Raw genomic sequence first — 23208 nt, 5'->3', positions numbered from 1 at the left:
TCTAATCACTTCCGATTAATTGTTTCAAAGCAGGCAGAAACAAAGTCACCGGCGCTTGCTTGCGAACAATAATATTGATTTCTACCATTGTTCCGGCGGTGATGAGCTGAGGAGGGCCTGAGGCAGAGGTCCATTGAAAACCGCTAAGCGTCTCAGGGTCTTTTTCCAATAAAATTCTGATTTCAATGGGAAGGTTTTTTTCAGTGAGATGCTGTACCAGTTCAGTGTTTTTCAGAACAGCCTTCATGCTGTCTGAATTACTGGGATAGGGTGACACATACTGCACTTTACCGAGTATACTGCCGTATTCTTCTTTTTTAATCACCGTCGGGGTAATCAACGCCTTCATTCCGGTTGAAATTTTTTTACCCTGATCCGCAGGAACATAGGCAATGACCTCAAGCTGGTCTGGCGAAGGTGCGATACTCATAACCGGCATGCCGTCTTTGACCATATCGCCAAGCTGCACCTGGATATTAGTCACTGTTCCCTTCGTTGGACTGTATACGTGCAGGCCTGTTTCATATTGAGATTTCAATACATCGAGTTCCTGCTTTTTGTCCTTGATTTTTAAATCCAGTGCACGGATTTTTTCCTGCCATTCTTCGAGATAGGCTTTCTCGTTCATATCATTTTGTAATAACTCTTTTTTAGTCGTTTCGATATTTTTCTTTGTATCATAAAACTGCTGCCAGCTGGCAACCACTTCCTGCTTGGTGATCAGGCCTTTTTTGAACGCGGCTTTGCGAATTTCCAATAATTCCTGGGCATAAATCAGATTTTCACTCTGCTGTTTAATGACATTTTGTAAATAGTCATTCTGTTTTATAACCTGCTGGTGCCGGTTTTTGGTAGCCGTTTCCGCTTCTTTCAGCAGATTCTGATATTTTCGCTCGATAAGAGAGAGTGTTTGCTGCTGGGTTGCAATTTGCTCTTTTAAAGCGGGATTACTCAATGTAGCCAGCAGCTGACCGCTTGTCACTGAATCTCCCAGTTTGACCAGTAAATCACTGACATAAGCTTCACCGGCAGGTGCGGCAGCATTGTAAAGTCCTTCGTTATTAGGGAGGATAATGCCCTGGCCTTCAACCCGGGTGCTGATCGTTCCAAAAATGGACCAGAGTGCAATACCCAGTGCAAGCAGGCTCAAACTGCCTAATAAAATCCAGGATTTGCTGCCGGTTATTACAATTGCATGATTTAATTGCTCAGGAACTGAGAGATGGGTGAGGGCTTCTTTGCGAAATAAATTCCTGGGATTATCGGATGACACAGCTTGCAATCCTTTATCGATTGATAGACTCACAATTAACTATATCACAAATTTGTATAAAATTTGTTCGTTCTGTTCCTTTCATTGCTTACTGCTGTGAAATGCAATTCCAGGATCGAAAAAACTTCTTTCCAGATTGGTATATTCTCACAACTGCTCAAAATAAGTACAATTGTTTTATTGATTGAACGATGAGGAGTGGTAAATGAAATCTAAGAACACTGTAAGCAATATTGATAACGAATCAAGAAACCTTGCAAGTATTCGTTTGGCCCAAAGTTTATGGAACCGAGGAACGCCAATCACAGGAACACCCGCTGAAAGCTATCTGGTATCAACCAGAAAAATTCCTGCTAGTGTTGCCAGCCGCTTACAGTTTAAGTATGTGCAAGGCAAACTGGGAATCCCAAAGCTGGATCAATACGGCTTTAATGATTACCTTATTGCGCCCGTCTTTAACCTGAAAGATGAACTCATTGGTCTTCAGATTGTTCAGCTCGATGCCGAAGGCAACAAAGCGATGCCTGCTGACGCGGATAAGAGCTACTACTGCAAAATGTATTTGGGTCCGGTAAAGCCTGCTTTACCAGGTAAAGCAGCGGTAATTAATGAGGTTGAAAATCAGGATGCAGTGTTTATTGCCGAAGGAATTGAAACGGCTGCCAGTATTGCAGCAATTCCCGCTATTCGTGAGCAATACAGTATTTTGGCCTCGCTTGGAGTAACCGAATTACCTGCGACACTGAGCTATATCAGGACGCATTATTCCAGAGATACCACTATTATCCTGCTCAAAGATCATGACCAGCCTGGTTCGTCTGCAAGCAATGATTTTCAAAAAGCTCTGGAACTATTTGAAGGGGCAGGTTATCGCGTTATCGTCAAAGAACCTGTACAAATAGACAATGACTGGAATGATGTGCTTGCCCAGCACGGAAGTGTGGAACTTGAGCGGCAGTTGGCGGTTGATATTGATGCGCTGCAATCGCAAGGCCAGGCTATTATCCGCAACGAATTAAAAAATCTTTACGCCAGTTTATTGACCAGCGAAGCAAAAACCGACGAGCAAAATTTACTATTTTCCTTGTCTTTGGTAATTAATCATAAGATAGACAGGATGACTGCAATAATTCCTTCTATTGAAAACAGCATAAAAAGGCTGGCTGAATCAGATCAGCTTGCTCTGCAAGTAGAAACTGCCCATTTTAAGAAAAATGACGCCGAGTTGAAATTAGCCATGAGAGCGCTGGATTCAATTCGTAAGCGAGTCGAGCCTGTTCTGCAACTGCCGCCCCTTCCCGAAGCAGTGAAGGAATACGGAGATCAATGCCTGAAATTAGAAACCAGCAAAAAAAATCTGCCAGCAAATAACCAAAAAGCTCTCAGAGAGGAAATAACCGCTGCTTATGATAAAGCAATGAAGGATTATGTGAGTCTGAGCGCAGGGGCTGGTGCAGAACTTAAAAAGATAGCTTCAGACGATCACTACGCATTTTTCTTTAACCTGATTATTGAGAAGTCCAAAACACAGAGTTTTTCAGAAATGCGCCGTTCGCTTAGTCTCGAAATTAAAAATCGTGAGCAAGCGCAGAGAGAACAGTCTGAGAAAGCTCGGGCCGAAAAAGAGCAGGAGTATAAACACGAACTTCTTGACGCATCAATCAAACAAAACGAGCTGGCGATTGAGTTAGTTTCCTACATGAACAAGCTATCAGTGCTTATTGATTCAAGCAGGCTTAGTGTAGAGCGCGAAATTGAAGATATAGATTACCGCGCTTATCAGGATTTTTATGTCAAATTACATGAAGAAGCTCAGGCGAGCGATGAAGATTTAGAGAGCTTGCAGCACTGGCTTAATAATCTGGGTAATTTTAAAACGCTTTCACCCTTGAAATTTGAGCCTCCTAAAGGTGAAGATGTACGTCCGGTGAAGTTTATATTTGAAGAATATGATGAGCAGGAAACGCTTGAAAATATAACTGATGCGATGATGAATCATTTGCCACCAGCGACGCCTGCTCTGGATCCCCGTGATAAAGGAAAGGAGATTGACGATCAGGAAGCCGCGCCAGAACGGGATGATTTACTAACGCGAAGCATTTATGACTATGTGATTGAGTTGTCAGCAATTCTGTATAAGTCGTTTGAGGTAACTTCTCCAGATGGCAGGTTTACCCAGGAGTTTGACGGCTTGGTGGTTCGTGATAGACAATTAACTATCATGGAAAGAAAAGCGAATGATGGAACGGGCGTTAGTGTATTGCAGCGTAATTTTTGTCAGCAAAAAATTGGTTCAAAAGAACAGTTTGTGGATAAAAACTGGCTTCCCTCAATACTGGGTCATGCACAGCCGGAATCATTTATCAAAATTGATGCTCCAGAGTCTAAGGACTGGTATAGCCCGGCATTTGACGATGCAATGAAAAACCGGCTGATGACCGCTGCAAAGAAAACAGTTGTTGAGGCTTTAAGAGAGCTTCGTCTGGAATTTAACATGAACTTACCCAAACATTTTTCAGATGGTTATCAGGGGGTATTTTTCAGCTCCAGGCTGAACGATGTTAAAGTTCGCTTCTCAAGACAGGGGCTGGGCAATGAAACTATCGCTCACCGCCGGATAGACGATATTAAATCTGATATGGCTACTGAAGCAATGAAGAGGGTTTAACAAATTCCTCTTTAACTCTCACTGTCATTAAGAAAATTCTGTAAATACATAAAGTTGGGCCTTTGGCCCAATTTTCAGTTAAAGGATGTGGGAGTTAATGATAAATATTGTTGAAGTTCTGTTATTAGGTTTGATACTAAGTATTGATTCATTTTCGGCAGCTCTCGCAATGGGCCTCAAGCCCCATCGGACCCGAGATGCTATGAATTTTGCATCATTATCTGCGGGTGCAGAGTTAATTGCCGCTCTCATTGGCGCAATTGCCGGTGAGCAAATTATTCTGGTACTGGGGCCTGTGGCTCGCTGGATCGGATTTATCTTGCTTTCAGCCGTTTCCCTGCACATGTTATATGAGGGATTTATTGAATACAAAAATAGAAATGAAGCAGTCGCCGCTGTCAGGTTTCATGGGTTTTTTAAGTTATTGATCGTTGCCGTTGCAACCAGCCTCGATGCGCTTGCAGTGGGCGTCAGTGTAGGACTCTCGGGAAAAGCTTTATGGCCTTATCTGCTTTCAATCTGCGCCTGGGCCTTCATTATGACTATAATCGGGATGGGAATTGCCAAAAAAGCACCACAGCGATTATCGGCGGTTTTTAACGTGCTTGGGGCGATTATTCTTTTTGTGATTGCGGTGGAGATGTTGTACTGAAAAGTAATGCAGATGTTATGATTTCGAGAACAGATTCTGTTTGCTGAAACACCTCATTATTCCAAAAACGAAATACCCTAAATCCGTGTGCTCGTAACCAATCAGTGCGCTTGATATCATAAATCTGACTGTCCATGTGCTGGCCGCCATCAAGTTCGATAATCAATCGTCTTTCAAAGCAGAGAAAATCGACGATGTATGTACCTATTGGAGCTTGCCTCTTGAATTTAAATCCAAGTCTGTTAGCTCTGAGATAATACCAAAGATGCCTCTCGGCATCGGTGCTGTTTTTACGTAAATTGCGAGCTCGTTGTTTTAGCTTGGATTTGTTCATTTCCCTCTCCCCAACCCTCTCCCGGAAGGCGTCATCATACTATCAAAGTTCCTGGCGCGGGAGAGGGGGTTAATAATGTACCTAATTGCCCCCTCTCCCTCTGGGAGAGGGTTGGGGAGAGGGCTTTTAATTTAAATCTCAGCTGACGCTAATGCGCACCCGCTGCTGCTGAAGCAGAGGCACCTCCACCAACAGGCCGGGTTAACCAGACTAATGGAATCAAACACAGGAAAATGATGGAAGAAATCCAGAACACATCATTCAGACCCAGCATATCGGCCTGTGTGGAAAGGATTCGATTAAAAAGGGCGTAGCGTTGTTCTTCATCAATAGGCAAAATAGTTTTCACCTGAGATAAAAATTCAATGAAGTTAGGGGTATAGGCCGTGGCATGCTCATTGAGCTGAGAATGGTGCAGGATAGATCTGTTGTTCCAAACCGTGGTTGCGATTGATGTACCGATTGCGCCGAAAAAAATCCGCACAAAATTGGATACTCCAGCCGCTGCCGGAATTCGTTCCTGCGGCAATCCGGAAAGAATAATGACCGTCAATGGAATAAAAAACATCGCCATTGGAATTCCCTGCAGCAGAGTAGGGATAACCAATGCCCAGGTATCTACATCCGTGGTATAGAAAGAGCGCAGAAAAAAAACGAAGCTAAACAGAATAAAGGACATCGTTACTACTCTGCGCGGATCGATTTTGGGGAGAAACTTACCTATCAGGGGAGCTAAAATCACTGCGAATACACCCAGTGGAGCCATTACCAGACCCGAATTCAATGAAGGGTAGCCCAGGTCTTGCTGCATCCACTGCGGCAGTAAAACCAGGTTTCCGAAAAATACTCCATAAGCGACACTGATGGCGATAGTGCCATTGCTAAAATTTCGCAGCGTGAATAAACGTAAATCAATGACCGGATTGGGAATAGTTAGCTCCCAGACCAGAAAATAACAGAATGAAATGAAAGCAATTAACCCCAGACTTAAGATAACAGGCGAGTTAAACCAATCGAGATCCTTTCCTTTATCCAGCATAATTTGCAAGGCGCCTACCCATATAATCAATAAAATCAGCCCTGTTTTGTCAATAGGACTCTTTGTGGTCGGCGTTTCACGCTTGCGATAAATAAGCCAGGTAACACCTGCAGCAAACAAGCCAATCGGAACATTAATATTAAAAATCCATGACCAGCTGTAGCTGTCTGTAATCCAGCCGCCTAAACTGGGGCCGGCAATAGGGCCAACCGTCGCGGTCATGCCCCAAAGTGCTAAGGCAAATGAGCTTTTTTCTTTCGGATAGGAGCTGAGCAAAATAGCCTGCGACAAAGGAATGAGCGGTCCCGCCACCAATCCTTGCAGTACGCGAGCGGCTAACAGCATAGGCAGGGTTTCAGCAAATCCGCATAAAAAGGAGGCGAATACGAATAGCAAAATGGCAACCACGAACAAGCGAATCTGACCAAAGCGCTGGGTTAGCCAGCCGGTGAGCGGAATGGAAATCGCATTGGCGGCCGCAAACAGGGTGATGACCCAGGTGCCTTCATCCACAGAAACGCCGAGATCACCCGCTATAGTTGGAATAGCCACATTGGCAATCGAGGAGTCAAGAACAATCATAAAAGTAGCTAAAGCCACGGCAATAGTTGCCAAAACCAGACGACCGCCTGACAAGCACTTCATTCCTGATGGATTATTCATTGGATTGACTTAAGTGATTTACAGGCTCAGTTTGGTTTGGTTGAACGATGTTTTCCTGAATAATACGCTTGATTAATCGCTCAGCCCGTTTTTCCATATTATCGAAGATTGGGGTTCTATAACTGGCTTTATAGACTTCCATGGGTTGCCTCTTTTGCTTATGAGTATCAACAGTCACTTCCATTGACAAGCCGATCATTAAAGGATGGTTTCTGACTTCATCCGGGTTAAGAACTATACGTACTGGCAAGCGCTGGACCACCTTAATCCAGTTTCCCGTGGCATTTTGTGCAGGCAAAAGAGCAAAAGCGCTTCCGGTTCCTGGTGAAAATCCAACCACGCGTCCATGATAAACGACAGAGGAGCCGTAAATATCTGCTGTAACGGTTGCCGGTTGTCCAATGCGCACATCACGAAGCTGTTTTTCCTTAAAATTGGCATCAACCCAGATATCCTCAAGAGGTACTATTGCCATGAGCACCTGCCCGGGGGAAATACGCTCTCCAACCTGTACGGAGCGTTTAGAAATAATACCGCCTGCAGAAGCGCGAATACTGGTTCGCAGGTAGTCAAGATAGGCTTTTCTTAATGTTGCTATCGCCTGCAGAACCTGGGGGTGTTTTATTAATGTGGTATTTTCAGTGAGGCTTCTGTTAGCTTCCCAATTGGCCTGGGCCGTTGTTAGTGCGGCCTGGGCGGCAATATAATCTTCTCGTGCATGATTTAAATCTTCTTTTGAAACGCCGCCAAGCGATATCACCGCTTCGCGCCGCTTCAAATCCTTTTCTGCTTTCTGCAAATCGGATTGCCGGGATTTAACGATCGCCTGCAGGCCATTGTCGCTAATATAAATCTGTTGTGTCTGGCGAAGAGTCAGGGCCAGATTGGCCTTGGCTGCCTGCAAAGCAAGCCAGGTGTCGGTGGGGTCAAGTACAATGATGGGCTGATTGACTTTCACGAGTTCAGTGTTATCAACATTCACGTCCATGACGTTACCCGCGATCTGTGAAGTGACGGGAATGATGTTACCACTGACGTAGGCATTATCGGTGTAAACAAAAAAGCGTAAATCGACCCACCAATAAATCAGGTAGGCGACTGCAAGCAGGACAAACAGGCTTGTCAGCGAAATGAGCAAGCGTTTCTGCCTGGTTTTTGAAGGAGGCACCGGATCAATATCAGATAACGGATTGTCGTTCTTATCCATGTAACACCTTATTTAAATGACAGTGAGGGGTAGCAGTGGTTCTTGGAGTGCTTAAATAACATCCATAGAATCCTCCCCCGAGGGCTTTGATCAGGGCAATTTGCAAATCGCGGCGTGTACGAGCCAATTGCAATCGCTGCTGTTGTTCTTGCAGATAACGGGTTTCCGTATCTAAAACAACCAGTTGCGAGGTTAAACCTACGCTATACTGTTTGCGGGAAAGAGTATAGGCTTTTTCTGCAGAAATTAATGCAAGCTGTTGTTCCTGGAGTTGTTTCTCAATATAGTTGATGGAAGCCAATTGTTTGGCGACATCGCCAAAGGCCTGATTTAAGGTATCGTTGTAATTAGCGATTGATTCATCGAGACTGGCATATTGTTCGCGCAGCTCAGCGCGTAAAGCGCCTGCATCAAAAACAGGCAGGCTGATTGCGGCTTGCACCAGGACCGTTTTGCTGGCGTTACTGAATAACTTGTCCAATCCCAAAGACAGATAGCCATAATTGGCAAGCAAATTAACATCCGGATAAAATTTGGCTTTGACATGTTTTACCCCGTATAGGGCAGCCTCTGCCTGCCAGCGGGCTGCTACAATATCTGGCCGCCTGCCAAGGAGTCCCAGCGGTAAATTGTTGGGAAGTCTCGGAGCAATTGTGGCTTTTAATTGAGGACGGGTAATACTTAAACCGCGATCCGGGCCTGCTCCAAGCAGAATGCCCAATTGCTGTCTTGTAATCAGTAACTGGCCTTCAACATTCACCAGCAGCGTTCTGGCTGTTGCTTCCTGGGTTTGTGCCTGAAAGAGCTGCGTATCGGTATCAAGACCATTATCCACTCGCCTGCGGGTGACTGCAGTTAAGGATTTTCGTTGTTGTACGGTTCGAAGCAGCACATCTCTCAATGCAAATTCATAGGCGAGCTCATTATAAGTGGTTGCCACCGACGTAGCGATCATCAGACGAGAGGCTTGCAGGGCAGCCTCGCTGGCTTTTTCCTGAGATAAGGCTTGCGAGAGCAGCGATAGATTTTTGCCCCAGAAATCCAAATCATAAGAGAAGTTGAATTGCACCTGCCCCTGACTAAACCATCTGCCGCCAAATGGGGGCGGAAAATAGCTGTTGGCGCTGAATCGTTCAAGGGCAGGTACTCCCAGAAAGTCCACATGTGGTAACAGGCTTGAGTTTTGCCCTGCAGCCAAAGCACGTGCCTTATCCACCCGAGCGCCTGCCGCCTGAATCTGAGGGTTATCTCTTAAGGCTTCAGCAATTAGTAGCGGCAGTTGGGGGTCGCCAAACTGCCTGGCCCAACATAAATCAGGCCATTGGCCATTTTTTTCAGGCAGTGATTTTTTTGTTTGAAATGCGGCAGGACTGGCAAGTGTCTGTTTATTACGGATCCCTGAATAGTTGACGCAGCCTGGCATTACTAATGATATAAGCAGAAGCAATAACGACAGGGAAGTGTTAAACAAATTCTTTCTGGTGTACAGCATATTGTTTAATCACTCCTGTGAGGCGGCTGGTCAATTGCGATTAAGTTAAAAAGCACATTGTATTTAAATGTAAATTTATTTTAAAGTCTACTCCGTATTTTACTTGTATCAGACAGAGTAAGCGGGGTTCGCAACTGGATTTTGCAGATTATGCCTTCGGCGAGGTTTATAAAATAAATAACGGATGACTGTCAAAGTGAATGATTCCAGGAGGGTAATTAAAATATTACCATTTACTCATTCTGTTTAATTGTTCACTTTTTTGGAAATTGGCTGAGGCCAAAGGAGTGAAGTATCTGTTACGATAAGAGGCTCTTATTTCTTGCTCCCTGCTTGTTTTATATTCTGATTTAGCCCGTTTGATGTCGTTCATTTCAATTAAATCGAATTGTTTGAGAGTGTTTAGGAAAAGTTTGATATCGCGATAGCTTAAAGGCTTATTGTCTTTTCGTTCAAAATGGTAATGGGCATCATCGGAATAGCTGGAATCAATTCCCTGATGGTAGTGTATCTTATCGCTTTCGGAATCATGATCAAGAACATAAGTTAAAGGATGAGTGTCATCATTATGAATATTGTCTGCCAGATCCATAATGACAAGCAATTGGTCAAACGACTTAAAATACAAGCTGATATTATCTGGCTGGATAACAATATGATTAATTGTGTCAGAGTGGGGATAGGAGATGGGAATACACATTAACGCTTAGCCTTTTGAGTTTCTTCGCCCAAGCTGCAAAGAAGATTAACCCGGGCGATTATAATTGTCTAATTTACTCGTATCGGTATTGATTGTTTTAACTCAGTTATAGGTAAATTATCCTTCAGTTTTTCCAGCGCTATTAACGAGTTGGTTTTAATATCCTCTTTACTGGCGAAGAAGGTTCCATAGTAGCCGTTTTGTGATTTTGCTTTCACAATCAATGCCGGGATTACCGATATTGCTGCCAGAACGCCTGTAATTCGCCGCCAGAAAAGGGAATAGGTATGCCAGCCGCGATGTTCGGCCAACAGTGTTTTTGAGTTGTCAAACGCTTCTTTACATTTTGTTTCAAAGATATTAAATGAATCAATGCTGATCCCTAGTCTGTGATAGAGAAACTCATCTTTCGCTTGTCTTAAGTCGCGGACTAGCTTCAAAACGCATCGACTGTAGTTAATATCTTTGTTTGCATTCGACATGTTTTTTCTAATCTCTCGCGCAAAATCTTCTACTAACCTATCAAAGGGAGCGATGTGCTGTTGTATATTCCTTCGCAATACCATTTGCTGCTGCTGTCTTTCCTGCTCTTGTCTTCTCTGGGCCTCGTCTATTCTCGCTTGTTCTTCTCTTCTTTTCGCCTCTCGTTCCTGCTGTTCCCGCAGCTCAGCTTGTCGTCTTTCTTCTGCACGCTGCTCCCTCGCATTTAGAATTGGTTGTTCCCAGTCAAGCTGTTGCTGACGTTCCTGATCAAGCTGCTGCTGGCGTTCAAGTGCGAGCTGTACCTGGCGTTCACGAGCAAGTCGTTCCTGACGCTCGCGTTCCTCCTGCTCCAGACGTTGACGTTCAAGCTCTGCCTGGCGCTCGCGCTCCAACTGCTCCTGGCGTTCGCGCTCCAATTGTTCCTGGCGCTCTCTTTCCAATTCGTCGCGAAGCTCATTTATAGCGGTGGTAGTCGTATTATCCAGGCTCGCATTTAAGTCTGGATGGTTATCCAATATAAGATTAATTAATCGGAAATCCCTGTTTTCAACAGCCTGCCTGATATGATCACTAGTAAATCGGTCTTTATAAGAGGGATTGGTTCTGAAATTTTCTTCCAGGCGCGAGTAATAATTATCGAATAATGCCAATATGGCTACTGCGGATTCATGTAATTCTGTGTTCAGTACAGTTTCTGTCCATTCTCTGGCGCCTCTTCCGTTCAATGTGGCATAAGATGGATGGGTAGCTCCTAAGCTTGTTTTCGCATGAATATTAGCTCCTGCATCCAATAAATATTTCACAATCTCTGTGTTGCCGGAAATACAAGCAAAGATAAGGGATGGGTGAGCATGGGTGCCCCGAAATTCAATCAAATCCGGTCGATGGGAGACAATAAACTCGACAAGGTTTAAATTTCCTTTTTGAACAGATTTGATTAAAAGATTGCCATCTAAACGCTTGATTACCTCTGGCTTTTCTAATTTTGGTATTAGCAATACTAAAAGCTCGGTATCGTTAGCATCTATCGCAGTTTGAAGTTGTCTGAGGATCATCGAGTCTATATAGGGATCATTAATATTTAGAAATTGATTAATAATTTCTATATTGCGAGGTCTTTGATTTAGTGAAAGCTGGAAGTGCGCCAGGTTAAGAGGGGTATGTATAATTATATACTGGGCACATTGCAAAAAGCCTTTTTCAATCATTTTTGGAAAAAGGCTTGAGCGTTGATCAGGAGTCAAATTTTCCCAATTCTGATCAAGGCACTCAAATATTGAAGCCTCTTCAACGCTACGTTTTTTTAAAAGATCATTAATTGCGGAGAGTATTGAGTCTTGTAGACGAAGTGTTTCGAGATTATTATAAAAAATCTCAAAATGTTCTTCTGAAGCCTTTTTCTGTCCCTGCAAAGTATTGATATTACCTGATTCAGTTATGGGACTTGTACTCCAGCAAAGGCGCCCACCCATGACGAAGTAATGCGAGTTTTCCGGTTGTTGCGGCATGCAGGCGGTGCGCAATTCATCATAATGGTCAGCATGAATATGATAGAGCGAAATCTTATAGGCCGCATCAACCACTGAGTTCCATTCGGCGGGTGAAAGGGGGAGCTCAGGGATTTCGGCTGAGGTTTTACCTTCACATAAGGCCTCAACCAAGGTGTTCAGATTGTTTTGAGAGCGTATGAAATTGAGGAACTGTCTTGCCTGTTCTGTATCCTTCAAATGCAATTGAACGGTGCACAAATAGAGAAAAGTTTGCAAAATGAATAATTGATAACTTGAGGTTTTTCTCATGCGTGTTTCATATCCAGGTTCTTCCTTGATATATTGTTCAAAACAACGCTGAAAAATTTGTAAAAAATTAGTAACCGGCTGCTCTCCGATTTTAATAAAATCCTTTAATAGAGCATACGTCGGCGAGTCGATACCCTCAAGGTCCCATTTGTCAGCCGGATAGTCCTCCTCCGGGTACCCTAATTTAAAAGTTTCTGTCAAAGTTGCAAAGTCAATTGCCTCGCCTATTACCTCAGGATGTCTTTCAAGGATTAGTAAGTAGATGCCTTGAAAGAAAGCTTGGGTATTGCTAGTAATTTCTGAGAGATTATGGGTAATTTCCGGGGGATTATGGGGAGCGGTATAAAGGCGAACAGCCTCTGAAACCAGCGCTTGCACAGGGTCACCCTTGGTAAAGGGGATAATACCGAGACGATCTGAAATGGCATTAGAGGCTAAAATCTTCTCCAGGGGGCTGGCGGTTGGGTTCGACAGGGCCATGATATTAGGGAGGTCAAAATATCTTACGGTGTCGGGATTTTGCTTAACAACGAATTCGCCCTTGGATGCAAAATGCTTTTGTCCGAGCAGCAGATCTCTTCGTATGTTTTCGATGCCTGGATTAGAGGCTTGGAATTTCAGTGCTTTCTCTTTCGCTTCATTCAGGGTGGCTTCTATGATTGTAAGGTAGGAAAGCTCATTTTTTTTCGACTCTACCATCGACTTAATTTGGGATTGACCCAGGGTCTGTTCAAGAATTGAGCTTAGAGTCTGGTATGCGTTGATCTCGGTTTGTACCTTTACCTTGAGTGGCTGTAATTCCTCAATCAGTTTTTCACACTGCTTTTCAAAGGAGAGTTCCTTCTTGCGAGTGTTTGTTTCTGAATCGATTGGACCTTGAAAAAAGGTCTGGCGTTCTAAATCCGATTGGCAGGTATTATCACCAAACAGGTGGAGTGCAACTGGATTGTCGTTGTCTCCTGTGAAGTTTTCTGAAATTTGAGCCGAACCGGTTACTGGAACGATAATCGACAGGTTTCCCATTAAATCAAAGTGAACAAAATTGTATTTTTTGACTATTTGAAGTAATTCAGCTTTCATAACTTCTCACTGATAAATGAACTGTGACTATAGTACCATAATTTGTTCACGATGTGCAATAATTAATCTGTTTGTCAGGGTTTGAATTATTGCATAAAGACTGTCATTTCTAAGCTGGAAGGCGTTGTTGCATACATTAAGCTGGAAGGCGTTGTTGCATACATATAGGTGCACAAAAAAGTCTTTGCGAGCGTCAGCGAAGCAATCCGCCTCCTAACTTTGTTTGAGGTTTGGTCTGGATTGCTTCACTTCGTTCGCAAAGACGGCGGTTTGGGTTATTTGTTTTCAGTTGCAACAAAGCCGCGAGAAAATGACATGAATAATCACATCACTCGGACTTTAATCACATCCTCAATCTTCTGAATTTTATTATGAAGATGGCCGTCCATGCCATTTTGACAGGACACATCGATGAGATTAACCGCGGTCTCCCCCATGGACGTATTGACCATCTGTTCGATGTTATAGCCATCGGTTGACAATACATTGGTGACTTCGGCAATAATCCCTTTGATATTTCGATTGATAATTAAGATGCGTTTAATCCCGGCTTGTCCCAGTGAAGGCATAACGGTGGGAGGAAAATTAACCGCATTTTCAATAATACCCTGTTCAAGATAATGTTTAACACTTTGAACCACCATGCTGGCAGAGTTTTCTTCTGCCTCCACGGTGCTTGCTCCCAGATGCGGGAAGCAAAGAACCCGCGGGTGATTTGCCAGCTCTACCGTAGGAAAATCAGTGACATAACTCATTAATAAATCATTATTCAATTGTTTGAGAATCGCCTGTTCGCAAACCACTTTTTCGCGGGAAAAGTTCATCAGCATTGCGCTTTTCTTAAATAAATGAATATTGCTTTCATTGATTAAATAAGTCGTATTACTCATCAAAGGGACATGTAAAGTCACAATATCGGCAGCGCCCAGCAATTCGGGCAAACTTCTGACGATAGCGACACCCGGCATTAAAGCAAGTGCATTATTCACGGTGATAAAGGGATCGTAGGCAATGACTTTCATCCCTAAAGCAAGTGCCGCATTAGCTACTTTGACACCGATATTGCCTAAACCGACTACGCCCAGTGCTTTTCCATAGATTTCCCGCCCAACAAACTGCTTTTTGCGCGATTCAATTTCCTGGTGCATATCGCTTTGCCGATCATTTGCCAGGCTGCTTAAAAAGGAGTGGCTTTGCTCGAGATTTCGATAGCTGATTAAGAGGGCGGCAAGTACCAGCTCCTTGACTGCGTTTGAATTGGCACCAGGAGCAAAAAATACCGGGATCCCAAGTCTGGTGAGCTTGTCTACAGGAATATTATCCGTGCCTATTCCAGCCCGCCCGACCGCTTTTAGCTGTTCGGAAAATTGATAATCATGCAATTTGCTTGAACGTACCAGCATCGCATCCGGATTGTTAAAATCCTTCCCTAATTCATAGGTTTCCTGATTAAACAGTTCCAGACCCTTGGGGGAGATGTTATCGATAATTTGAATGCTATACATATCAAAACTCCTTAATCGAAATCTCTCCTAGCGCTTGCTGGCAGAGGCTTTCCTGGTAGTAGGTTTCATTGAAATACTTAATTTGCTGATGTTCCTGCACGGTTAAGCAGAGAAGAAGTAGCGGCATTAAATTGGGAGAGGCGAGAAAGAAATCCGCATTCTCTCTGACTCGTTCCTTGATGCTGAATCCGCCATAGCCGATAAAGCGATTAACCGCCTGTTTAGCCTCGAGATCGCTGACCCCATCACCAATGAGCGCACTGGTACCCGGTCGGAGACGATTAACGGCATTAATCTGGCGGCTTTTGCCGTCGGGATATACCATGTAAGATTCTTCATCAAACCACTTATACTGTTCATTCTCATCAAAAAATACGTCAACCGCTAAAATATTGGCTGCGGGAATTCCCAGAAAATGAGCAAAGGGCTGGATGGCGGCTTTAATGCCTGCGGAAATGATATAAACTTCTTTGTTTAAAAAATTCAGGCATTCAATAACTTCTCTGGCTCCAGGCGTAACATGCTCAATATACAGTGAGCCCAGATTGCGTATTTGTGCGGCAGTTGGTTTAACCAGATGCAAACGCTGTCGGTAAGCTTCGGGCAGCATACCGGTTTCGGACATACATTTCAGGGTAATATCTCCGACCTCTTTTCCCACACCGTTGAGTTCAGCGATAACATTAATGCCCTCAATTAATGCCAATGTGCCGTCACAATCAAAAAAAATTTTTTGTATAGGCTGAGCTGGATGCATGGATAATCGTCCTCGCTTAAGCATGATCTTTGGCAAATTGTTTTAAAAACTGAATAAGCTCTTTGACTTCCTCTAAAGTCATGGCGTTATAAATACTTGCCCGTGCGCCTCCCACACTGCGATGCCCCTGAAGATAGAGCAAGCCCTGTTCTTCTGCTGCTTTGAAAAAAGGTTTTTCCAGCTCGGCATTTTTTAAAATAAAAGGGACATTCATTCGGGAGCGGTAGCGTGGATCAATAAAATTTACATAAAAACCGCTGCTATCCAGGTAGTCGTATAATAATCTGGCCTTCTCGTGGTTTCGTTTCCCTATTTCCTCAACGCCGCCTTCTTTTTCCAGCCATTCAAGTACCAGAACGGCGACATACCAGGCGAAAGTGGTGGGGGTGCAAAGCATTGAATTATTTTTTTGCTGCACAGCATAATTGAAAACATCCGGTGTGGCAGGGTGGGCACGATCGAGCAAATCCTTGCGGACTATCACCACACTCATCCCGGCGATACCCAGATTTTTCTGAGCACAGGCATATATCACACCCATCCCTGTAAAATTCAGCGGCCGGGAAAAGAGATTGGAACTCATATCGCTAACCAAAGGCATGCCATCCACAACTGGAATTGCGTCGAACTCCAGACCACCGATAGTTTCATTATCAGTAAAATGTAAATAAGCCCCTTCTGGATTAATCTCCCATGTTTCACGTGCAGGAATGGTACAGAACTGCTGTTCTCTGCTGGAGGCAACGATATTCACCTCGGCATATTTTTTGGCTTCTTTGATTGCAGTGGCCGACCAGTGACCCGTTTCGACATAATTCAGCGTTTTGGCGGAACCAATCAAATTCATAGCGGCGATGGCAAACTGAATTTGAGCCCCACCTGGTAAAAACAGGATGGAATACTCTGCAGGAACCCTTAATAATCGTCGTACCAGGGCTTCCAGCCTCTCGCCTAAGGCTGCAAATTCTACCGTACGATGCCCCAGTTCAAGAATGGATACGCCGGTGTTTTGCCAATTAAAAAAGTGATTTTGAATCTGCTGAAGAACTGGCTGTGGAAGTTTGGCAGGACCCGCTCCGAAGTTTATCATCATAACGCCCTTATTCTATGAAACGCATATTGTCAAATCTTAGTACAAAATATCTGTTTCAAGATGAACTTATGGAATATGTTTCAAAATAATGAAGGAAATTTACTTTAGAGGGAACTGCTTCCTGACAAAATCAGTTGCCTGTGATCGTTTAAAGAGCACCACTATTAAATATAGCCCAAAGCGCAGGGAATATTTGATGACAGGCTTGATTTTATATGTCTCATAAACTAGCTTTTTATAAAAACGCTGTGGAATTTATATGTTTTACACACTTTATTTTTTAAGGCACCTGGCATGGAAATAACAACTATAAAAATAATTCCTGACTATGCTCAAGAATATGAAACGCTTTTAAGCAATGATGTAAAAAAATTCCTTTTTCTTTTAGAAACGGAATTTGGCCAGCAAAGAAAAAATTTATTGGAAATACGGCATAAGAAGCAAGCCGCTTATGATCAAGGGGTACTTCCCAATTTTCTGGATGAAACCAAATCAATACTCGAAGGTACATGGACTGCTGCTCACATCCCTGAAGATTTACTGGATAGACGTGTGGAGATCACAGGGCCTGTCGATCGTAAAATGATAATTAATGCACTCAATAGCGGTGCAAATGTATTCATGGCTGATTTTGAGGACTCCAATTCACCGACCTGGGAGAATTGCATTCAGGGGCAGTTGAATCTAATCGACGCGGTCAATGGAACAATCAACTATAAGGATGCGGTTTCGGGTAAGCAGTATCAACTTAAGGAAAAAACCGCGACCCTCATGGTCAGACCCCGTGGATGGCATTTGGATGAGGCCCATGTTCTGGTTAATAATCAACCCATTTCTGCCTCCTTATTCGATTTTGGCCTGTTTTTCTATCACAACGCCAAAACACTGCTTTCTAAAGGAAGCGGCCCCTATTTCTATTTGCCCAAAATGGAGTCTCATCTTGAGGCCAGGTTATGGAATCAAGTCTTCGTTTTTGCACAGAATTATATGGGTATTCCGCAAGGCAGTATCCGCGCTACGGTATTAATTGAAACCATTAGTGCGGCTTTTGAGATGGATGAAATCATTTATGAGCTTAAAGACCATTCAGCGGGTTTAAACTGTGGACGCTGGGATTATATTTTCAGTTTTATCAAAAAATTCAGAAATCGTCCTGATTTTGTATTGCCTGATCGACAGGAAGTCACCATGACCCAGCATTTCCTTAAATCCTATGTGGATTTGCTGATTGCTACCTGTCACAAGCGCGGGGTGCATGCAATGGGTGGGATGGCTGCGCAAATTCCTATCCGCAATGATGAAAAGGCCAATGAAGAGGCGATGAAAAAAGTGCTGGCGGACAAGCAGCGTGAAGTGCTGGCCGGGCATGATGGTACCTGGGTTGCGCATCCCGGTTTAATCCCGATTGCTTTGGAAGCATTCAATGCACATATGAAAACGCCCAATCAGATTGCCACTGCACAAAAAAAAGCAGACATAAAGCAAGAGGATCTGGTCACTATTCCCAAAGGCAATATTACTGAAAAAGGTATAAGAAATAACATCAGTGTGGGGATCCAATATATCACCGCCTGGTTGACTGGTAATGGCTGTGTGCCAATTAATAATTTAATGGAAGATGCGGCGACAGCGGAGATTTGCCGTGCGCAGTTATGGCAATGGCTGAAGTTTAACGCCTTGATCAATAATAATACTGTTTTTAAGAAAGACTTGTTTTTAAACATGGTTGATGAAGAATTTATCAGCTTGCAACAAACCGGTTTGCCCAGACATGCATTGGAAACGGCGACAAAATTGTTTACGGAAATGGTGTGCAAGCCTCATTTTGACGAGTTTCTAACCCTGCCAGCCTATAAAATCTTGACCGCACAGAAGGAATCCACTTATGAATAAGCATGATCAAATTATCGAACTCGAAACTGATTGGAAAAATAATTCTCGGTGGAAAGGAATTAAACGTCCCTATAGCGCCAAAGATGTCGTACAACTAAGACCATCTCTTCAGATTGAATATACTCTTGCCCGACATGGGGCGAATAAATTATGGGATTTATTGAATAGCAATAAACCAGTGACTGGTTTGGGCTGTCTTACAGGTAATCAGGCCGTGCAGGCCGTGCAGGCGGGGCTCCAGGTCATCTACTGTTCAGGCTGGCAAGTAGCCGGGGATAACAATAGTTCCGGCAGAATGTACCCTGATCAAAGCTTGTATCCTGTGGATTCTGTACCCCGTCTCGTTGAGACAATAAATAATGCCCTGAAACGCACCGACGAAATCCATTGTTTGAATGATGATCATTCTATCGACTGGTATGCCCCCATTATTGCCGATGCCGAGGCTGGCTTTGGCGGCAATCTGAATGCGTTTGAGCTGATGAAACATATGATCAGGGCAGGGGCCTCAGCCGTTCATTTTGAGGATCAGCTCTCTTCGGCTAAAAAATGCGGCCACATGGGCGGCAAGGTGCTGATTCCCAGCAGCGAAGCGGTTAATAAATTAATTGCCGCAAGACTTGCCACGGATGTAAAAGGGGTGCCGACTCTTATTATTGCGCGGACTGATGCCGATGCGGCCTCCTTATTGACCAGTGATCATGATGAGCGTGATATGGTGTTTTTGACGGGCAAGCGTTCAAGTGAGGGATTTTATTATGTTAAAAGCGGTATCGAACAAGCCATAAGCCGTGGTTTAACTTATGCACCCTATGCTGATGTGGTCTGGTGTGAAACCTCCAAACCCAATATTGCCGAAGCCAGAGAGTTTGCACAGGCGATTCATGAAAAATACCCTGGCAAGTTACTTTGCTACAATTGCTCTCCCTCATTTAACTGGAAAGCGAATTTAAGTGAACATGATTTACGCACATTCCGTGAACAGCTCTTCGAAATGGGTTATAAATATCAGTTTATTACCCTTGCTGGCTGGCATAGCCTGAACCTGGGCATGTTTGAAATTGCCAGAGCCTATGCTAAAGAGGGTATGTATGCCTACTCTCAAATGCAGCAGCGAGAAATAGCTCAGGAAGAACATGGGTTTAGAGCAACTAAACACCAGTCTTTTGTCGGAACCGGTTATTTTGATGCGGTACAAAATACCATTATGCAAAATCAGACGTCTACCACAGCGTTGGATGGTAGTACCGAAAAGGATCAGTTCTAAGCGATAATGCCCGCTTTACCCAAGCGGGCAGCTCTTCACTAAACAATCAATACCTTCGCACCAGGATTAGCTTTAACCCACTTCGCCACATATTCGATATAGTTATTTTTGCCAACCGCAATGCATCCGCGCGTTGAGAAAGGTAAGTTACCAAACCAACCCAATGCGCTGGCTGATTGAGCAGGCCCATGAATACCCACGTCACGGCCGGAGTACCCGGCTGCCCGCTGTCTTGAAGTAGGATAAAGAATAGGGATAAATACGTCGTATTTATTGGATTTTCTTGGATAAGCCAAGCCATATAAGCCCACCGGCGTTTTGTTATCTCCGGCTCGTTTTTTTCCTACCCCTTTGAAACCAAGCGCGACTTTAAAGGTTTTGACAACACTGCCATGTTCACAAATATTTAAAACGCGCTTGCTGGTGTTGACATTGATCCCGCTTGCTAAAGGGCAGGTTGAGCTGCCAGCAAATGAAGCAAAAGGAAGTGAGAGAAATATCATTAAAGAAAATGCTTTTATTTTCATATCCATAGACAAAAATTATTGAGTTTGGACAATAATTATTCCATAGTCTGCTTTTAATTCCTAGAGTCTTTCGGTTAAATTTTCACCAAAAGGCATTGCTGCGGGAATAAAGATACTCACAGGCCGCCGTCATCTCGAACGCAGTGAGAGATCTCCGAATGCTGGCACAAACCAAGACTCGGGAGATCTCTCACAGCGTTCGAGATGACGTGGCATGACACAGCTTGGTAAATAAAAAAAATCATAATTTTTCTATGTCAAGACTGTTGCTTCATAAAAAAATTGGTTAAAATGCTCGTCCGCTAAAAAATATCCGCTTATCTAATTTGTGGATAACTTTATTCTAGTTTTACTCACCAATTCGCTCAGCTTTTAATAAACAATTCCGTGCTCCTTGATATATATGGCTTTTTGTCTATTTATATTCGCCGTCGCGTCATTGATTTATTCACAAATTCTGTGGATAACTCTGTGTATAGCCTGTATTGAATGCGATAAATACACTGCTCTATTCAGATGATTGAATAGCTCACAGCCTGCGCTTTCTTATGCAAATTGATTTCAATGCTTTTTTATGTGCTAAATTTATACAAAGCTTGCAAAAGGATCCAATCATGTTAAAAAAGTTGCTTGTTGCTTCAAGTGGTGCTGCTCTGTTATTTGGAAGTGGTGCAGCACTGGCTGAAAATGGAATTATTGAATGTAAGGATTATGATGGAAAACCGCTGATGGTGAAGCCAAAAACGATTACCATATATAATAATACTGATAAAATTATCTACCCTGTACTGGCAACCAGCAAAAATGCAGTGAACGAATGGGTTCAAGGCTGTTTTCGCAGCAGCTCTCCTTATCCCACCAATTATGTTTATAAATTGTATGTCAATGAAAACAGTGGCATACCACCCGATTCCTCAGTGACGATTACTCTTCCCTTATACAGCGAATCCAAAGGAAGCTATATTACCTGGTGGAATGGCGGGCGTGTGGTTTTGGCGGATAGAAATGATCGCTTACACGAGGAGCAGGACAGCCCGATGACGGTTCCCTCAGAGGTAACCTGTGAAGGAAAGAATGTTCAATGTAATTTATATCTTTACTCCAGTAACGTTCAGTTTCCGGAAGATGTCTATGCGCAGTTATCAGAATATACCTTTGGAGATTCAATTGTCCCTCCCAAACAGACGCTTCGCTTACTAAAGCCTGAAAACGTGGGCTATAACATTTCCTATGTCGATCATGTGTACATGCCTATTGCCATTGGACCTAAAAACAATCCTTACATCGGTTACAGCGGTTCTATACAGTCTATCGAAACCTTTCGTGATCACCTGCAGGCTTTTTTGCAAAGCGCGATTGGCAAAGGCTGGCCGGTCTATAACTTAAGTGAATTGAAATTACCTGGGGGATATAATATTTTTGCCCAGCGTTCAGGAACGTTACCGCCTGATGATAATGTGCCGGTTAAACCTCAGGAGGGTTTTCCTCCCGTGCTAACGGTCATGAAATGTATTCAGGGGGGATGTACTGATGAGGAAAAGAGGTCACTGCATTTTGGTGAATCAGTGCAGAACATGCAGAATCTATGGGGATCATGTGTGGGCTGGGACGAAGATGTCAGTAAATATGTCACCGAAACTGTGAGCTGTCCTGATGATTTGAAAAAAGATCTGGAAACGATACAGAAATTTTTCAAACAAAACCATGCCCAGTATCTGCAGATGTATTCCGCTGGAAAATGCACATTAACGCCCAAGTCAGACCCTGTACAGTTTAATTACTGGGAAGCGATTAAACATATTTATGGCTGGGTACCTTTCAATGAAGGCTGTGGTGCTGCTGCGAATCCTTTGTCAGATACCAAAATTTCGGGATGGGATCATGCAAAAATACAATCCATGTACATTCATGATTTACAATATAACTATCAAAAACCCACAACCACAGCGGCTTTCATGTTCAATCCCTATGTCAAACTGATTCATGATGACAGTTATCTCTCAATGGATGCCTATGGTTTTTCAGTCGACGATGCTGTGGGCTTTATGAGTGAGCTTGGCGATGGTTTGATCTTTGCGGTAGGGGGAAGTAATGGTTTGGAAAATCAGCGGCAATTTAATTATCGGGATGGTTTTTCAGTCGCCATCGGTGTGCCGCAATCGATGCTGGATCAGATCAATACGCCCTTAATTAAAAAATACGGGGTTTGCGTGATGAATCAGGATCCTGATGATTTGGACTGTAAAAAAGACAAGCAGGATGTAACTATGCCTGATAACAGTCAGATAGCCGGATTCAGAGTAGGAACAGTCGCTGATTATCCAATCAAGGTTCGTTTTACGGATTTGAAAGATAATGTCTACACCTTCGTAGTCAACACCAAATTCGCGCCTTGCACCGATGATATGGATCCTTCTCAATGCCCAAGCAATAAATCAGACATTGTCAATAAACAATCCTGTCTGGTGACCGATAGCAAAGGGCAGAAACATCCTAAATCGAATGACTGGTGTCAGAATGCAAATCCTAATCAGCAAAAGGAAAAGCAATTGACAAAAAATTTCATCAGCTTTCCGCAACCGGTTGATTTTATGAATTAATCTTGGCATCTAGGTCCCTCGGCTTATCCGAGGGATCCCCTCATTATTTATATAGTCAGCGGATGACTTAACAATTGCTCAAACAGAGCTACTATCGTGTCGTTCCCGCGAAGGCGGGAATCTATTTCTCAAGGTAATTCCTAACTTTGTTTGCAAGATGGATTTCCGCCTACGCG

16 protein-coding genes are annotated in these 23208 nt (G+C 43.5%); 5 read left to right on the top strand and 11 right to left on the bottom strand.

Annotation, left to right across the window (positions count from 1 at the left end):
• Position 1 precedes the first annotated feature (1 nt).
• Positions 2 to 1273 carry an NHLP bacteriocin system secretion protein gene (locus B1207_RS06580; protein WP_172458170.1) on the bottom strand — a complete coding sequence of 424 codons (1272 nt, stop codon included), beginning with the start codon at positions 1271 to 1273 and terminating at the stop codon, positions 2 to 4.
• Between the two features lie 205 nt (positions 1274 to 1478).
• Here B1207_RS06580 and B1207_RS06575 point away from each other — a divergent pair, with 205 nt between their 5' ends.
• Entirely contained in the window at positions 1479 to 3941 is a 2463-nt protein-coding gene (locus tag B1207_RS06575) for a toprim domain-containing protein (protein ID WP_112219199.1), read from the top strand.
• 97 nt (positions 3942 to 4038) lie between these two features.
• The gene (locus B1207_RS06570) at positions 4039 to 4593 is read left to right on the top strand and encodes a manganese efflux pump MntP (RefSeq protein ID WP_253255798.1); all 555 of its coding nucleotides are present in this window, start codon (positions 4039 to 4041) and stop codon (positions 4591 to 4593) included.
• Here the strand turns inward: B1207_RS06570 and B1207_RS06565 are convergent.
• The 9 genes from B1207_RS06565 to serC all read right to left on the bottom strand — a co-directional run bounded on the left by B1207_RS06565 (position 4556) and on the right by serC (position 16745).
• Positions 4556 to 4927, bottom strand: a complete 372-nt coding sequence (locus B1207_RS06565; protein ID WP_112219198.1) for an endonuclease domain-containing protein — start codon at positions 4925 to 4927, stop codon at positions 4556 to 4558. The genes B1207_RS06570 and B1207_RS06565 overlap by 38 nt on opposite strands.
• Positions 4928 to 5075: 148 nt before the next feature.
• The gene (locus tag B1207_RS06560; protein WP_112219197.1) at positions 5076 to 6629 is read right to left on the bottom strand and encodes a DHA2 family efflux MFS transporter permease subunit; all 1554 of its coding nucleotides are present in this window, start codon (positions 6627 to 6629) and stop codon (positions 5076 to 5078) included.
• Positions 6622 to 7836 (bottom strand): HlyD family secretion protein, encoded by a 1215-nt coding sequence (locus B1207_RS06555; RefSeq protein WP_112219196.1) that lies wholly within the window; start codon positions 7834 to 7836, stop codon positions 6622 to 6624. Before B1207_RS06555 ends, B1207_RS06560 begins: the two co-directional genes overlap by 8 nt.
• Positions 7829 to 9328 (bottom strand): efflux transporter outer membrane subunit, encoded by a 1500-nt coding sequence (locus B1207_RS06550; RefSeq protein WP_112219195.1) that lies wholly within the window; start codon positions 9326 to 9328, stop codon positions 7829 to 7831. The genes B1207_RS06555 and B1207_RS06550 overlap by 8 nt, the downstream gene beginning before the upstream one ends.
• 226 nt (positions 9329 to 9554) lie before the next feature.
• A complete protein-coding gene (locus B1207_RS06545) occupies positions 9555 to 10028 on the bottom strand; it encodes a hypothetical protein (protein ID WP_112219194.1) in 474 nt (157 codons plus the stop codon).
• A 68-nt stretch (positions 10029 to 10096) separates the two neighbouring features.
• Positions 10097 to 13390 (bottom strand): ankyrin repeat domain-containing protein, encoded by a 3294-nt coding sequence (locus tag B1207_RS06540; RefSeq protein ID WP_112219193.1) that lies wholly within the window; start codon positions 13388 to 13390, stop codon positions 10097 to 10099.
• A 323-nt stretch (positions 13391 to 13713) separates the two neighbouring features.
• A complete protein-coding gene (locus B1207_RS06535) occupies positions 13714 to 14895 on the bottom strand; it encodes a 3-phosphoglycerate dehydrogenase family protein (protein WP_112219192.1) in 1182 nt (393 codons plus the stop codon).
• 1 nt (position 14896) lies between these two features.
• Positions 14897 to 15652 (bottom strand): HAD-IB family phosphatase, encoded by a 756-nt coding sequence (locus B1207_RS06530; RefSeq protein ID WP_172458167.1) that lies wholly within the window; start codon positions 15650 to 15652, stop codon positions 14897 to 14899.
• A gap of 16 nt (positions 15653 to 15668) precedes the next feature.
• On the bottom strand, positions 15669 to 16745 hold the full coding sequence (gene serC / locus B1207_RS06525; RefSeq protein ID WP_112219190.1) for a 3-phosphoserine/phosphohydroxythreonine transaminase: 1077 nt from the start codon (positions 16743 to 16745) through the stop codon (positions 15669 to 15671).
• Between the two features lie 294 nt (positions 16746 to 17039).
• On the opposite strand from serC, the gene aceB reads away from it, so the two are divergent.
• Both aceB and aceA read left to right on the top strand, forming a co-directional pair.
• Positions 17040 to 18638, top strand: coding sequence for a malate synthase A (aceB, locus tag B1207_RS06520; protein ID WP_112219189.1), 1599 nt, complete (start codon positions 17040 to 17042; stop codon positions 18636 to 18638).
• Positions 18631 to 19905, top strand: a complete 1275-nt coding sequence (aceA, locus tag B1207_RS06515) for an isocitrate lyase (RefSeq protein ID WP_112219188.1) — start codon at positions 18631 to 18633, stop codon at positions 19903 to 19905. The genes aceB and aceA overlap by 8 nt, the downstream gene beginning before the upstream one ends.
• Before the next feature lie 38 nt (positions 19906 to 19943).
• On the opposite strand, the gene B1207_RS06510 is transcribed toward aceA, so the two are convergent.
• Entirely contained in the window at positions 19944 to 20432 is a 489-nt protein-coding gene (locus B1207_RS06510; RefSeq protein WP_112219277.1) for a L,D-transpeptidase family protein, read from the bottom strand.
• A 614-nt stretch (positions 20433 to 21046) separates the two neighbouring features.
• Between B1207_RS06510 and B1207_RS06505 the strand changes: the two genes are divergently transcribed.
• A complete protein-coding gene (locus B1207_RS06505) occupies positions 21047 to 23032 on the top strand; it encodes a hypothetical protein (RefSeq protein ID WP_112219187.1) in 1986 nt (661 codons plus the stop codon).
• Positions 23033 to 23208 lie beyond the last annotated feature (176 nt).

It is taken from the genome of Legionella quinlivanii (assembly GCF_003265995.1).
Classification (GTDB): Bacteria; Pseudomonadota; Gammaproteobacteria; order Legionellales; family Legionellaceae; genus Legionella_C; species Legionella_C quinlivanii_A.
The sequence above is the reverse complement of the archived record's forward strand: the minus strand, read 5'-3'. Positions and strand labels throughout refer to the sequence as shown.